Source organism: Verrucosispora sioxanthis (assembly GCF_010560025.1).
Lineage (GTDB): Bacteria > Actinomycetota > Actinomycetes > Mycobacteriales > Micromonosporaceae > Micromonospora > Micromonospora palythoicola.
In genome coordinates, this window is sequence record NZ_SAIY01000011.1 from 213360 (window position 1) to 228330 (window position 14971).

At 66.9% G+C, this 14971-nt stretch carries 12 protein-coding genes and 3 pseudogenes; 11 read left to right on the top strand and 4 right to left on the bottom strand.

Annotated elements, in window-relative coordinates; genetic code table 11:
- Window positions 1-373 precede the first annotated feature (373 nt).
- Window positions 374-1090: an alpha/beta hydrolase gene (locus ENC19_RS26175; protein ID WP_164449701.1), complete on the top strand. Its 717-nt coding sequence runs from the start codon at window positions 374-376 to the stop codon at window positions 1088-1090.
- Here the strand turns inward: ENC19_RS26175 and ENC19_RS26180 are convergent, their stop codons facing one another.
- On the bottom strand, window positions 1091-2446 hold the full coding sequence (locus tag ENC19_RS26180) for a helix-turn-helix domain-containing protein (RefSeq protein WP_164449702.1): 1356 nt from the start codon (window positions 2444-2446) through the stop codon (window positions 1091-1093).
- A gap of 162 nt (window positions 2447-2608) precedes the next feature.
- On the opposite strand from ENC19_RS26180, the gene ENC19_RS26185 reads away from it, so the two are divergent.
- From ENC19_RS26185 to ENC19_RS29675, 6 genes and pseudogenes are all read left to right on the top strand, one after another.
- Window positions 2609-3172 carry a class IV adenylate cyclase gene (locus ENC19_RS26185; protein WP_309246268.1) on the top strand — a complete coding sequence of 188 codons (564 nt, stop codon included), beginning with the start codon at window positions 2609-2611 and terminating at the stop codon, window positions 3170-3172.
- Window positions 3173-3290: 118 nt separating this feature from the next.
- Entirely contained in the window at window positions 3291-3818 is a 528-nt protein-coding gene (locus ENC19_RS26190) for a DUF6244 family protein (protein ID WP_164449703.1), read from the top strand.
- 2 nt (window positions 3819-3820) lie between these two features.
- A complete protein-coding gene (locus ENC19_RS30675) occupies window positions 3821-4423 on the top strand; it encodes a DddA-like double-stranded DNA deaminase toxin (RefSeq protein WP_235945121.1) in 603 nt (200 codons plus the stop codon).
- Window positions 4404-4793, top strand: coding sequence for an Imm1 family immunity protein (locus ENC19_RS26200; RefSeq protein ID WP_164449705.1), 390 nt, complete (start codon window positions 4404-4406; stop codon window positions 4791-4793). The genes ENC19_RS30675 and ENC19_RS26200 overlap by 20 nt, the downstream gene beginning before the upstream one ends.
- 199 nt (window positions 4794-4992) lie before the next feature.
- A pseudogene (locus tag ENC19_RS30680) lies at window positions 4993-5175 on the top strand (helix-turn-helix domain-containing protein); the annotation flags it as partial.
- A 125-nt stretch (window positions 5176-5300) separates the two neighbouring features.
- Window positions 5301-6254: an XRE family transcriptional regulator gene (locus ENC19_RS29675; protein ID WP_235945139.1), complete on the top strand. Its 954-nt coding sequence runs from the start codon at window positions 5301-5303 to the stop codon at window positions 6252-6254.
- Between the two features lie 4 nt (window positions 6255-6258).
- On the opposite strand, the gene cutA is transcribed toward ENC19_RS29675, so the two are convergent.
- Window positions 6259-6600 (bottom strand): divalent-cation tolerance protein CutA, encoded by a 342-nt coding sequence (gene cutA / locus ENC19_RS26215; protein ID WP_164449706.1) that lies wholly within the window; start codon window positions 6598-6600, stop codon window positions 6259-6261.
- A gap of 215 nt (window positions 6601-6815) precedes the next feature.
- A complete protein-coding gene (locus tag ENC19_RS26220; RefSeq protein ID WP_309246267.1) occupies window positions 6816-7220 on the bottom strand; it encodes a 2'-5' RNA ligase family protein in 405 nt (134 codons plus the stop codon).
- 34 nt (window positions 7221-7254) lie between these two features.
- On the opposite strand from ENC19_RS26220, the gene ENC19_RS26225 reads away from it, so the two are divergent.
- The 4 genes and pseudogenes from ENC19_RS26225 to ENC19_RS26240 all read left to right on the top strand — a co-directional run bounded on the left by ENC19_RS26225 (window position 7255) and on the right by ENC19_RS26240 (window position 14797).
- Window positions 7255-7476, top strand: a complete 222-nt coding sequence (locus ENC19_RS26225) for a transposase (protein ID WP_164449707.1) — start codon at window positions 7255-7257, stop codon at window positions 7474-7476.
- A gap of 689 nt (window positions 7477-8165) precedes the next feature.
- Window positions 8166-8948 carry a transposase family protein gene (locus ENC19_RS26230; protein ID WP_164449708.1) on the top strand — a complete coding sequence of 261 codons (783 nt, stop codon included), beginning with the start codon at window positions 8166-8168 and terminating at the stop codon, window positions 8946-8948.
- A 1476-nt stretch (window positions 8949-10424) separates the two neighbouring features.
- Window positions 10425-11480: pseudogene (locus ENC19_RS26235) on the top strand (IS701 family transposase); the annotation flags it as partial.
- Window positions 11481-11503: 23 nt separating this feature from the next.
- A complete protein-coding gene (locus tag ENC19_RS26240) occupies window positions 11504-14797 on the top strand; it encodes a hypothetical protein (protein ID WP_164449741.1) in 3294 nt (1097 codons plus the stop codon).
- On the opposite strand, the pseudogene ENC19_RS31985 reads toward ENC19_RS26240, so the two are convergent.
- A pseudogene (locus ENC19_RS31985) lies at window positions 14794-14971 on the bottom strand (type I restriction endonuclease subunit M); the annotation flags it as partial. The gene ENC19_RS26240 and the pseudogene ENC19_RS31985 overlap by 4 nt on opposite strands.

Here is a 14971-nt window from a genome sequence, read left to right on the forward strand (position 1 = left end):
CTCAGGGACGTGGATCTCTGCACGCTTTGGCGTACCTGCCTGCGCATCCAGTCCTGTACGCCCCACTGGTTGCGCCGTCGAACTACGTAGCCGCGTGTCGGCAGGGCTTTCGGGCCTCAGCGGCCAAGGCCGCTGGGTAAACGGCTGCCCTACGGGTCGGTCCTTCCCCGCCTCCCGGTGTTTCGCTGCGCAGCTCGGATGACGCGGATGCCGGTAGTCTCTCGGGCGAGGCCGTTCGCCGGACGGAGGACACGACGTGCTCGGTGAGTCATCTTCGACAGCGCCCGCGCAGCCCGTAGCCTTCCGAAGCCTCGACGGGCTCCGGCTGGCGGGGACATATGTAGCGCCAGCGATACCATCGACTTCGGTCACAGTGCTCGTACATGGCGGCGGTGTCACCCGGGATGAGGGCGGTTTCTTCGCACGCTTGGCGGACGGACTCGCCGGGGGCGGTATCGCGTCCTTGCGGTTCGACTTGCGGGGGCACGGTGAGAGCGAAGGGCGCCAGGAGGATCTGACCATCTCCGGCGTGCTCAACGACATCCGCGCCGCACTGACACATGCCAGGACCCTCGTCGGCTTGGTGCCGGCGCATCTGCTCGGTGCCAGCTTCGGCGGTGGCATCTGCGGCTTCTACGCCGCGCGCTATCCCAAGGCGCTGGCGAAGTTGGTTTTGATCAATCCTTTGATCAACTATAAGAAGCGTTTCATCGACGACAAGCCGTACTGGACCGACGACCAGATCGATGACGCTGCTGGACGCCAGTTGCTGCAACAGGGTTTCCTGCCGCACTCGCCGACATTCAAGCTCGGTCGCCCGCTGTTGAACGAGGTGTTCTATCTGCGACCCGACCAGGCGGTCGATCAGATCAGGGTTCCGACGCTGGTCCTGCACGGCACCGGTGACACGTTCATCCCCGTGCAGAGCTCCCGCGACTTCATCGAGAAACTGGCTGGCCCGGCCAAGTTGATCGAGATCGAAGGAGCGCAGCACGGAATCGCGGCGCACGACGATCCCCAGTACCTGGATCCGCGAACCCAGGCTTGGCAAGCCGCAGCGATCCAGTCGATCACCGAGTGGTTGTCCTGACTACACCGCATCCATCAACCGGAGAAACTCGTGCACGGCTGAGCGGGCTTGCCACGGTCGGAGGCGACAGCGCAGGCGGAACAGCTCTCGGAGCGTACGGGCCGATCCCGCAGCCGAGGCTGCGCCGATCGCCGCTGTAGCGGCCAGCGCCGCATCGTCGGGACGATGTACGGCCACCAGGGTTTGAGCCTTCAGCGTGGAGAAGTAGGCGAGATCGCGGGCGGAGAAGACAGCAGGGGTCAACGTCGATTCATAAATCTCGACGGCTTGCTCCGGGCGCCCGGATTCTCCGTAACAGATCGCCGTCTGCACCTTGAATAGAACGGCGTCGTAGTGAGCCGCCAATGATGTGCGGTCCTCGGCGGCGAGGGCGAGGAAGTCGCGGGCTTCCTTCAGCATGTCGTCAACTTCCCGCTGACCGGTGCCGAGCATCGCCAGACCGCGAGCCTGCTGCTGCACGGCCTCCGCCATGACCCGCGCCGGGAGTCGCCACGGCCCTTCCCGCGCTGCCTGGGCCAGTCCGAGCATCCTGGCGGCGTCGCGGTCGTCCCATGCTGACTGGCTCTTCTTGATCAACACGTAGCCCGGTATCGCGAAGTCGGCGGCCTCCATGGCCCACTCCGATGCCCGGTCGCGCCAGTATTCCGCCGGGGACGGCTGACCGCAGTCGCGGTACAGCCAGCCGGCGAACTCGGCCGCCCGCGCACCGACGGCGAGCAGCGGTTGCCTTACCTGTGGCTTCGCGTCGCGTACGGAGTGCTGGACTAGGGCCACGATGCCCAGCACCCTAGGTAGCGCGTGCCGGGGACCGTGGACCCGGTCGTCGGTGGCGCATCGGGCCAGTCCGTTGTCGAGGTATCGGACCAGGTCGGCATCCAGGTAGCGGTGGGCATCGCGTGCCACAGCATGAAACCGGTCGAGATCATCGAGAGCCAGCGCCGCTGGGCCGAGCGTGTGCACTGCCGCGAGCAGACCACCCTTCGGCCGCGAAACGTCCGGCCCGCGGTCGAGAAGAGGCGATCGCCCGTCGACGTCTTCGCGGTCGACGTAGTCCGGTCCAGGGGGCCGCGGCGGACCACGAAGGGCAGATGAGCGGTCCACCTGTCGGGCGCGGGCCTGCATCCGGTCATAGTCGGCGACCAGCGCGCCACCGGTGTCGAGAATCTGGTCGCAGCGGACCCAGAAGTCTCGGCCCACGCTTTGCCGGCCCAACTCGACGTTGGCGACAGTGCTACGCCCGTACAGGGTCAACGGCGCCAGACTGCTCTGGGTGTAGCCGGCGGCCTTGCGCAGCGCTGCCAGTTTGCGCCCAAGCGCGAAACGGGCTTCGCGGACCTCTTGCGGCGCGCTGGACATGGGGCTGGCTTCCTACAGGCGCGGGTACGGGGTGTTGTCACAGTAGCCGGATTCTGTAGTGATGGGCAGACCCGCCACCCGCCGGGCCGGCTGGTGCGTTTCGGGCGGTGCCGCGGCGCGCATGCCCTTGCGGCGGGTTGCTGGCGGCTAGGCTGCTGCGACGTGACCGCTATCCCGGAAGCAGTGCACGAGGTCGAGGTCAAGTATCGCCTGGGCGACGAGGCGGCGCTGGTGGCGGCTTTGGCAGCTCACGGGGTGGTGTTGTCCGACGCGGTGTGTCAGGACGATCAGGCGTATGCGCCGGCGGCGTGGCGGTACGGCATGAGCAAGATCGGGGTGCCGTTCGCGCGGCTGCGCACCCAGGACGGCCGGCATCTGTTCACCGTCAAGCGGCCGGTGGACAACGAGATGGCCTGTCTGGAGTACGAGACCGTGGTGGCCGATCGGGAGCAGATGCACGCCGCGCTGGTGACGATGGGCTTCATGCCGACGGTGCGGATCGTCAAGAGGCGCCGCACCGGTCGATGGGATGGGGTGTCGCTGTGCCTGGACGCCGTCGAGGGGCTGGGCGCGTTCGTTGAGGCAGAGGCGTTGATCGGTACTAACGAGTCCGGCCGGGCCGTGCAGGAGCGCCTGGACGGCCTGGTTCGCTCGCTCGGTGTGCCGGTGACGCGCACAACGGACACGTACGACTCGCTGCTGCGCAGCGCGGCGGCAGCTGGTTAGAACAGCGGCGTGGCGTCGAGTCCCGGGCACCTTACCCACGGTGGTTGTGTCCCGCCGGTGTGCGTCTCTACGCTGCCACGGTCCGCTGTGGATGCGAGGCGTTGAGCGGGGTGGTGCGATGTCGCTGACCGACAGCATCGGTGTCGACGTGCAGTCGATGACGGCGGGTGTGGCTCGGGCGCAGCAGGAGGCAGCAGCGGCCGACCATGGTGTCGAGCAGATCGCCGCTCGGGCGGTGGCCTCCGGTTTCGTCGGTATCACGGCGGGTCTGGCTCGGGTGCGGCAGATGATCGGGCAGGCCCGATCCCGGCTGACAGAGGCCGCGGATGTTCTGGGTGAAGCGTCCCGGGCGGTGGGCTCGGTGGGGCGGCAGCCCTCACCTCAGGAGACCATCGCCGCCCTCACACCGGCGATCGCGGCGTTGACGACAGCCGAGGGCAGCGTGACGGCGGCGGCGTCCGCGATCGATGATGCGCGGCGTCTGGCCACGACGGCGCTGCAGGGCGGGCAGCCGGGCCCGACGCTGGCGCGCCTGCAGCAGATGCTGCAGATCCTGGCCGCCGTCCGCGTTCAGGGGACTACGGCCCGGCAACACGTCGACGCGGCACTGGCACAGGCCAGACAGGTCGGTGACCTGGGAAACTAGCGATGGGCGGCGGAAGCAACGACCGACCGCCCGCCACACCCCCAGCAGCCGACGATGCGACACGACCCCAGCACGATCCCGGTGGCGACGCGGGTGGACCGAGCGGGCAACCGACGGCGGGTGTCCCACGGCCGGTCGGCCCCGGCTGGGTACCAGCCGATCCGGCGACCCTGCCCAAACGCGTACGCCACGCCGTCCACCATTTCCAGCCTCGCCACGCTGGCGCGACCCGGCCCACCCTCGGCGTGTTCAACGGCGTGGAGATCTACTCAGGAGGCGGTGACCGGTCCCTGGCCGCCGACCTGGACCACGATCCGCTACGCGGACCACCAGTCACCTTCTACGACCACGCAGAGTCCAAAGCCGCCGCGCGAATGCGCCACACCAACGCTCGGGAAGCCGACCTCGCGATCGACAACACCGTCTGCGGCAGCAACGACCGGGACCAGAGCTACCCCTGGACCTGCGACAAGATGCTTCCCGCCATCCTCCCGGCGGGTAGCCGCCTACGCGTGTGGGTCACCCGCGACGGCGGAACCACATGGTGGCACCGTGTCTACACCGGCACCGGAGAAAGGATCACCCGTGACACTACTGCTACGTGACTACCACGGTCACGCCTACGACGCGACCGGCCCCGACGACGCCGGACACTGGTTCGACGAACAGACCCAGACGATCATGCCCCACGGAGGATGCGGACAAACCCTCACGATCGGCACCGACGACAAGCCGGTCCTCCGCATCGACATCGACATCGATGCCGACCGCGCAGCAGTGCAGTGGCTACCCGACGGCAGCTACGCCACCGAACACGAAGCCGACACACCAATCACCGTCTACGAATCACCCGACACCGGCCTGATAGACATCTCCCCCGAACTCGCCCGAGTGTCCCCCGTAACAGCCCGAGCAGCCCTCATCGACTACGCCACCACACGCCAACGACCCACCACCATCGACTGGAGCCACTGAGACCAGTCCCTTCATGACCCGCCGCATGCTGGACGAATCGGCACACCGACAGCGGTGCGTGGACGACCAGCGTAGCCACGCCCGCACGGTAGTGTGACTGCCACCATACGGCGGATCCTTTGACGTTCGGATTTCCCTCAGGTCAGCGGGAGGGCGATCCGGGGAGGCTGCGATGGCAGACCCACATGAGCTGAGCGAGATGTGGCGCACGCTCGGACAGCAGCTGGCCACCTTTCGCAAATCAGCCGGTCATACCCAGCACGAGTTGGCACCCATGGTCAACTACGGGCGCAGCACGATCGCGAACGTCGAGGTCGGCCGCCAGCACGCGCCCAGATCCTTCTGGGAACGCTGCGATCAGGTTCTGGATACGGACGGCCACTTGACCAGGGCATACGATCGTCTCCACGTGCTGCGGCATGCGCCCAGTCCTTCAGATCGAATGGCCCCTCACCATCAGGTGATGCCAGGTGGGCAGTTCGACATCGAGCCCCGCAGGAGCCAGATATGCAACGTCGAGATCTCCTCACCGCCATCGTGGCGATCGCTTCCACCGGCACCATTCCCGCACCCACCAGCCCGGGATCGCGTCTCAGTGATATGGATGTGCAAGGGATGGCCCGACGTACCGCGCGGCTACGGCGGCTCGACAACTACCTCGGCGGCACGGATACTCTGCCGCTCTACGAGGCCGAGATCCGCAGCACCATCACCACGCTACGCACTGGCACATTCAGCGACTCAACCGGCAGAGCGCTGCTGTCGCTGCTGGCAGAACAAGCCCAACGGGCAGGCTGGGCGGCTTTCGACGGAGGAAACGAGAACTACGCGGCCACGCTCTTTACCAAGAGCCGATCGATCGCGATGGAGATCGGCAACCAACTGTTGGCCGCCAACGCGCTGGCCTTGCTGGCCTACCAACGGGCGAGCCTCGGCCGGCCTAACCTCTCCGCTGCCGAAGCGTCGCGACTGCCGACCGATGCGAGATTCAACCCTATCGTCCGGGCGCTGCTGCTTGAGCGGCTGGCATTCACCTACGCCGTCGCAGGCCTCGAACGCCAGGCAGGCCATGCTCTCGACGAGGCACACGACGCCCTTGACCAGCCCGTCGATGATCCTGCCCCTGACTGGGCAGCATGGGTTGACCGCGACGAACGCCGGATCATGACAGGCAGGGTCTGGTCTGAACTACGAAGGCCATTGCGTGCGGTACCAGAACTGGAAGAGACCTTGGACCGGTTCAACGATATGTACGCACGGGACAAGGCTCTGTACTCCACCTGGCTCGCGAGCGCCTACCTCGACGCAGGGGAAGCCGAGCAAGCTGCCCATGTACTGATGCGGTCAAAGCGGCTATGCGAAGGCATCGCCTCCCCCCGCCCCACTGCCCGCATCAATGCCCTTCGAGAACGGCTCCTGCCCTACCGGGACGTCGTCCCGATCGCAGAAGCCCTCGCGTAGACGGTCATCGCCCCTCAGCGTCGCCACCGGCGCCCATGACGCCCTGTACCCACTGTAGATAAGACGGCGCACCTGCGAGCACCTCTACCGCGACAATCTCCGGATTGGACCACTCGTGGTGTTCTCTCAGGTGGCACTCCAGCCGGGGATAGACCTCGGCACTGGTCCTGAGCACGACCTGCCATTCCTGGCCGGTGCCGAACGATCCCTCGTGCCAGAACACCGACTCGACCGGCCCAACGACCTGGCCACCCGCTGCCAGCCGCTCCCGCACCGCACCCTGCGCCAACCGCCGTGCGACCTCCAGGCTGCCGGCAGCCGTGTACACATACAGCACCCCACTCATGAGGCAAACACTACGCATCAGCAGCGGGGCGGCCGATCCTCGGCGCGTTGGGCGCAACGTCCGGCCGACCTACCGGAAGGCCCGACTGCGACGGCAGCGCCAGCCACGCACGGACAGGTACGACAACCGATGCTGACCGTGTCACCGGCTGGCTTAGCTGCCAGCAGCGCCGCCGGTCGGCCTAGCGCCACCCCAGCCCCAACGACGAGCTGAGGTCACTCGGCCAAGGGCACCGTCGCGACCGTCGTCCATCGGTAGGAGCGGTTCTCTCGTCGGAGCGCGATCAGCGGCACCTGCCTGATCGTCACCCGCGCAGGAGGCTGGTCACGGAGTTCGGCCAGCCGGGCGCGTATGGGTTCGGTTGGTGCTGGTGCGCCGCTGTAGGCGACGGTGACGTGCGGCCGGAATCCCTGCGCGGGCTCGGGGACGCTGGGCCACACCGTGCCGAGGGCGTCCCGGATGGTGGCGCGTAGGTGTTCGACGCGGTCCCAGGGCCGGACGAGCAGGCCGACTCCTTCGGCGTCGGGGTCGACCAGGCCGAGAGACAGCTCCAGCGGCGGCAGATCGGCGCTACGTCGCCGGGTCTCGGCGACAATCGCCTTGATGTCGGCGTCGCTCACCTCGTCAGTGAAACCGAGTCCTGGGGCCGACCTGGTGTTCCTACCGACGTATGCGTCGTGGCTGAACTGGATCGAAGCCGAGTTCGCCGCCGTGCGGTACTTCGCCCTCAACGGCACCGACCACCGCACCCACGCCGAACAGGATGCCGCCATCGGCGCCTACATCCGCTGGCGCAACCAGCACGCCAGACCAAAATCAGGATTCGCCACCGGATCCGAGATCCGCCATCCGGATTACCCGTTCAAGGCTGCATGACGAGGCACTAGGAGCAAGGAAAAGAAATGAAACACGTGAGCCCGCAGAATTCCTTCCCATTACACGATAGCGAACCACCTTGACCAGACTCTTATCGAGATACGGGTTCGGGGTCTGTCAGAATTAGCGAGGTCGAACCGCCATCAGAGACGCTGATTGACGCCGTTAGCGTCTCAGACAGCGCAATTGATTCAGCAGCAACGGAAAGCTCGCCGCTATATTCCGGCGGGATTCGAATGCCCACACGCCCCCGGGCATCCGTATGCCCAGTCGCCAACGTGCGGCTATCGGCGGCATAAACGGCTACGCGAACTTGCGGGAGTGGGAGCAACAAGCAGTTGGCACTGCCCCTCGTTGGACAAAAGGACAGCTGAACGAGCACGTCGAGTTTCTTGCTCTCATCCCCAGCAGAGGTGCAGGATGCAAACAACGGTGTCAGTAGCAATAGTAGCGCCGCTACAAGGAGCTTCCTGCTTCTACCTCTCACCATTGAAGCCCCTTTTCCGATGGCTAATAAGCTGACCTAGCGACATCCCAGGTCGACGCACGGAAGCCGAATGTCGCCGATTATTCTACAACGAGCCTCTTCATCGTGATGGTGCTGGTCACGGTGGTTGCAGGGAGGCAGTGTCGGCTCCCGGTAGGACAGCAGTCGACCAAGATCCGATGCCCCAACCGGGAGCCTCGCTGTGCTGTCTTACCCGTCAACGGTCGCGCTGTCCAGCCGCACCCTGAACCACCTGACCGACCTCATCCGTGCCGAACGCACCCGCCGCCGCAGCCGGTGGCGACGTCTTGATGCCGGCCAGCAGGCCCTGCTTGCTTTGGCCCATCTGCGCAACGGTGACACCATCTCCCGTCTGGCCTGCGGCTTCGCGGTCAGCGTCACGGCGGCCTGGCGGTACGTCCGAGAAGCCATCGACCTACTCGCCGCGCACACCGAGGACCTGAACGCAGCCATGCGACGCATCACCCAGCTCGTGTACGTGATCCTGGACGGCACCCTGATCCCGATCGATCGGGTCGCGGACCAGAAGCCGTACTACTCCGGCAAGCACAAACGCCACGGGGTAAACGTGCAGGTCATCGCGGACTGCAAGGGACGTCTCCTCTGGGCCTCACCCGGCCTGCCCGGCGCCGCGCACGACCTGACCGCCGCACGCACACACGACCTCATCGACGCTCTGAGCCGCGCCACCGTGATGACCTTCGCTGACAAGGCGTACCAGGGCGCTGGCGGCAGCATCCGCACCCCGTTCAGGCGCCGTCATCACCGACTGCGACTGTCCCGCCGGCAGAAGACCGTCAACCGGCACCACGCCAAGATCCGAGCCGTCGGCGAACGCGCCGTCGCCACCCTCAAGGACTGGAAGATCCTGGCAAAGCTCCGCTGCTGCCCCCGACGTGCCACCGCGATCGTCCAGGCCATCCTCGCCCTACATCACATTCGGACCAGCCAAAACCCACGATGAAAGGGCTCAACATTAGTTGCGACGCCGACCCCGACCCCCGATAAGTTGGGGGTCGGGGGAGTTGTTAAGTTTCCTAGCACCAGAACTTTCCGGAACTTGGGCTAGCACCTAGCCACTTCTTGTCACTGTTGTTCCATCCTACCGACAGGCTGTAAGGGCCAACACCGACGGAATTAATGCTCGAATCCGCCCAAGTGTGCCCTAGATGCGAGAAGAATTGATGGCAGCTGTTCGAGCTAAAGAAACCGAATTCAAAAACTAGAGTTCCACTGAAAGCATTATACTGCGCCATGTATTCGTCGCAGTAAGGTTGACCATTGCTGCAGTTGGTAGAGTTGTACTTCACGGCATTACCCACACGGTCCTGGAAGCGAATTGCCGTACCGAACTCGTTTGTCTGGTACGCCGTGGTGTGCGTCGCGCAGTTGCCGAAGGCCGGCGTGAACCCGCTAGGCACCGAACTGGGGCACGTAGTGGCCGTTCCTCGAACATAGTATATAGCCCGACTGACACGGATGGCGATCAAGTCCGGCCCGCCTACAGCACCCGGAAGTAGCGGAGAATCTCCGGACCACTTATTATTCACCCACCTGAAGCTAGTCGAAGCGTAGTAGGTACCCTGACCGTGGTCGTAATAGATTTCTGGAATCGAGACTGGAGCATCCCATTCATCAGAAAGCAGCCGAGGGCTAGGCTCATCCGTAGAAACTTTACGCAGTCCGAGCTCCTCCAAGATCCTCGCGTCGCTCGCACCCGCGTCCTTCATATGCGCGAGGGCCTCGTCCTTGCGATCCAGCTCGCCTGGACTTGCGCTAGCTGGGCTCACGTACATCGGTGCTGCAGCGGCGATAACGATGACACAGAGGGCCCGAATCGACAGCAGTCTTCTCACGGAACTCCTTAAGCCGAATTGAGCAAGGGCAGCAGATGTTGCGCCACTCACAGATGGATTACATTTTCGTCTGTAAATGAAGCTACCTATACACCCAAAGACCCGCAACCCCTATCGCTAGCCACGTGCTTTGGTGCCAGTAAGCGGCGGAATATGAATCAACTACCTGTAGTCATAGACCAGCACTAATCGGACTTATATCACGAAAAGACTCGCCCTAGGTTAGCGATTACGGATCGAAGAATCTATTGTTAACCTCAACACCCTGAGCATGCCGGACTCGGGAAGTCGCCTGGTCACGCCGAACTGCGGTGCCCGTCGTTGCTGGCCAGGCCAGAGAGCGGTGCGGCTCGACGAAGGCCGGAATGGTCGAGTACGGACACAGCCGGCATGTCCCCCTCGCCCGTGACTAGTACTCCAGCCGCACTTGCCTGATCTGAAGTTTCGGCAGCTCATCGGGATGATCGACGTCGGAGTTGCGCCTGCCGTGTAGCTGCGGATGTCGATGCTATCCGGCGGATGGGTAAGCGGTCGCACTGTCTGTCTGTTGTGGCTTGTCGTAGGGCGGGCAGGCTCTCGGGCTTGTGTTGATCGATGAGATCGTCGGCTGGCGGGCGGGTCTGGATGATCTGCTGGCGCGGTTCGCGCACCGCTTCGGTCGCGCAGAGCCGCGCCGGCAGGCGCTGACTTACCTGGTCGGGTTGTTGTCACCTCTGGCGGCCAAGAACGGCTGGACCCTGGCCGAGGCCGCCGGTGATGCGACGCCGGACCGGATGCAGCGGCTGCTCAACAGGTCCGCGTGGGACCCGGACGCGGTCCGCGACGACCTGTTCGCCTACGTGTCCGAACACCTCGGCCACGACGACGGGGTGCTGATCGTCGACGAGACCGGCTTCCTGAAGAAAGGCGTGAAATCGGCGGGCGTGCAGCGTCAGTACTCGGGCACGGCCGGGCGGACGGAGAACTGCCAGCTCGGAGTGTTCCTTGCCTATGCCAGCCCAGTCGGGCGCACGCTGATCGACCGAGAGTTGTATCTGCCCCGCGGCTGGTGCGACGACCCCGCCCGCCGCACCGAAGCCGGCATCGAGACGACCGTCGGGTTCGCCACGAAGCCCACGCTGGGCCTACGGATGCTCGAACGCGCCATCACCGCCGGCCTGGCGGCGAGGTGGGTCACCGCCGACGAAGCATACGGACAGGACTCCAAGTTCCGGGCCTGGCTGCAGCAGCAGCGCATCGGATACGTCCTCGCCGTGCCCCGCAACCAGCGGGTCCCCACCGCGGCGGGCAGTTCCCGTCCCGACGTCCTGGCCGCCAACGCGCCCGCCCTGGCATGGAAGCGCCGCAGCTGCGGCAATGGCGCCAAAGGGCCACGACTCTACGACTGGGCCGTCGCCTCCCTGCCCGACACCGCCGACAGCTACGGCCACTGGCTGCTGATCCGCCGCAGCATCACCGACCCCACCGACCTGGCCTACTACCTGTGCTTCGGCCCAAGTGAGACGCTCGACGAGGATCTGATCCGGATCGCCGGGATCCGGTGGGCGGTCGAGGAGTGCTTCCAGACCGCCAAGAACGAGGTCGGCCTGGACCACTACCAGGTCCGTCGGTACGACGCCTGGTACCGGCACATAACACTCGTTACGGTGCGCCTGTGGGCACAATGATCGCCGTGCTGACCGCCACCCGTAGCCTGCTGACGTCGCTCGATCCGCTGCCGTACTCCGTGCGGATGAGCCGGTTGGTCGAGTGGGCTCGTGCCGCGCCTGATCGTGTTCAGGTCTGTCGGGATCTGCGCGAGCAGGGTCCGTATGAGCGGCACTTGGCCCTGGTCGCGGCGATGGCGACCCGGGATGCCGAGGGCGTCGCCGCGGCGGCCCGCGACCCGCAGCCGTCGATCAGGGGTGCGGCGCTCACCGCGGCGCTGCGCGCCGACATCCCGATCGGCGATATCACCGACCGGTCCGCGATGGAGCGGCGTCGTGTCTATCGAAGCCTGCGCCGCCGGTATGCGCCGGCTGCCGCCGACGCGCTGATCAGCGAGGTCCGCGCCGAGTTCGGTGACGAGGAGGCCGCCACGCTGCTGCCAGCCTGCGGCGACGACACGGTACGGGCGTTGCTGCCGGATCTGGAGCACGCACTGCGCCTGGAGCGGCTGGTCCGATGGCATGAAGGTCCGCTCCTGGAGCGGGTCCGCGAGCGGCTGGCCGCGGCCCCGCCCGAACTGCGGGCAAGGATCTGGGCCGAGGCCGCCGCCGCGGTACTGCGGTGTGACCCGGCGCAGGCACTCGATCTGCTCGAACGGTACGCGCCCGAGGAGTCGCTACCCGGCCCGCTCGACGCGTACGGACGACTCGCGGCACACGATCCGGTTCGCGTCGCCCGGCTGCTCACCACACCCGGCCGCGCGGCCTGGCTACGCCGGAACGTGCTCCCGCCGGCCCTGCTGCGCCGCCTCGCGGTCCTGCCCACCGACGAGTTGGTGCCGCTAACCAGTCGGTTCCGGGAACACAGCCGGGCGCTGGCGGCGCTGCTCGACGCCGTCGCCCCGGCCCGGCGCGCGGACCTATACGACCGGGCACTGTCCGAGGTCGACACGGCGATGCTGATCCCGGCTGCCGAGATCATGGAGGTGCTACCGGCCGCAGTCCGGATCCGCGAGGCGACGCGGGTGCTGAGCCTGGCGAAGATCCAGGAGCGCGAGGCGGAGGTACGCCTCTGGAGCGCGTACCTGGCCTGGCCGGACGCGTCAGCGGCGCTGGACGTCGCGCTGCGCTCCGGTGACGCCGACGAGCGAGCACACGGATACGCGCTGCTGGTGCAGGCCGCCCGCCGCTCCCGCGACCCGCGGGCGGTGGCGGAGATGGTCGTGCGGCTCGGCCGGCTGCGCAACGAGCAGGACCCGGTACGCGCCGCCGCGCTCACCGCGCTCGCGAAGGTGGCGCCGCTGCTCACCGCGGACACGGCAGCCGGGCTCACGCAGCTGACCACCGACGCGGTCGACGCCCGCGACGCCTCCGCCGCGACCACGACAGCGCTGAGTTCGCTCGCCGCCGACGTCCTGCAACACCACGTCGCCGTGCCGCAGCTACGCGAGTGGGCGCTACTCACGATCGACCTGGTCAGCACCGGCGCCGCCGTGCCGGTACTGCGCCGCTTCGACACCGTCCTGCGCCGCGGGCAGGAGACACTGGTCTTCGAGCGGCTACGCGGCTGGATCGAGGCGGGCATCGCCCGCGGCCGGTACGAGCCGCTCTTCGCGCTCACCCACGCACTCGGCAAGCGGGCCTGGCGCCTGCCACAACTGCAGGACCTACTTCGTCGAGCGATCGGCCCGCACACGCTGGCGTCTGTGGCCCGCACCGCGATCCGGTTGTGGCTCGATGACCCGCGTACCCGCTCGGACCGCGTCGCCGAGGTACTCGCCACCGATCCGACGGCGGTGACGCTCCACGAGGTGTGGGTGATCATCTGCGCCTCCCGCACCGACCTGCTCGACCAGGTACTCAAACGCCGCCCACGCGGCCGGTTCGTGGAACCAGGGATACGGTGGGTGCCCGCCTGGATGCCGCACGCCGAACGGTGGCTGCCCCGCCAACAGACCCGCTTCGTGGAGCAGTTGGAGCTGATCCTCGCCGACACCGAACAGGGAGTGTGGCAGCGCGCGGCGGCGATCCGAGCCGCCGCCCACGTGCCCGGCGCGGGCCGCGAGCTGGTGCTGCGCCACCTCGACGCCCCCGACGTGGCGATCGCCGAGGCGGCGCTGGGCGCGCTGGTTTGGACCGACCGGCCCGACGAGGCACTGCCGGTGCTGCTCCGCTACGCCCACAGCGACCGGGCACGGGTCGCGCTGTACGCGGCCGGCCGGGCCGCCCGGCACGTCGCGCCGTCCCGGCTGGTCCCTGTCCTCACCGAGGTGCTGACCGGCCCGGCGAAGATCACAAGCCGGAAAGAGGCCGCCCGGCTCCTGACACGCCACGGACCGCCGCGGGTCATGGCGACCCTGCTCGACACGTATCACCACCCGGACGCGCACCGCGACCTACGCGCGGCGATCGTCGCCGCAGCCCGGCAGCGAGTACCGGCCGAGGCGAGCTGGACCATCCTGCGGGCCGCGGTCGACGGTAGCCGGGAGGAACGGCGCGCCGTCCTGGACGCGTCCCCGGACACGATCCCGCACCGACACCGCCCGGCCTACGGAGCGCTCATCGTCGACGCCTGCCAGGCCACCGACCGGGAAGTTCGACGCACCGCCTTCCACCAACTCGGGGACTGGTCACCGTGGCTGACCGGAATCACCGACCTGGTCACCGACCGACTCACCGACCTCGACGAAACGATGGTGCCCACCGAGGTCGCACGCCTGCTCAAAACCGGTGGCGACGACATCCTCGCAACCGCGCTGGCCCGGCTGGTGGACCGCGACACCCAGGACGACCATCCGGGCGACCCGGCCACGGATCGCCCGGCCCGACGCCGCATCGCACTCCTCGCACACGGCGCGGTCATCCGATCCGCTCACCATCCCACCAGCGCCGACCGGACCGCGCTAATCGAAGCCGCGCGGTGGCTCGCCGGCCGGCCCGCCTTCGCCAGCACAGCCACCAGCCTGCTGGTCGACCTCGGCCGACTCGACAACCTCGACGAAATCGCCCGGCTCTGCGCAGACCGGCCCGTCCTGGCCGCTCGCACCGCCGAACGCGTCGGCACCCGCCTACAAAACCTCCGGGAGTCGCCCGACCCCGCGGCCCTCACCGACACCATCACACGCCTGACGGGACGCGGCGACCTCACCAACGGCCTGTTCGCGGTTGCCCTGGTCCGCCACGGAGCCGGCTACGGGTGGAAAACCCCATGGCGGGACCTGCTGATCCGGCTGCGCCGACACCCCCACGCCGACGTACGCGAACAGGCATACACAATCGACATGAGCGGCGCGGGCCATGTCTCAAACTAAGCCTTGATTGGTGCGGCCGACCTGGCGGCCTGCTCGATCTTCGCGCAGTAGGCCGCACGGGCTTCCTCGTCGATCTGCGTCTCGTGTTCGGCGCGCAACCCGGTCCGGCCGTCGAGGCCCTCGCGCAGGATATCGGCGTGCCCGCCATGCCGGATGGACTCGCCGAGGACATGA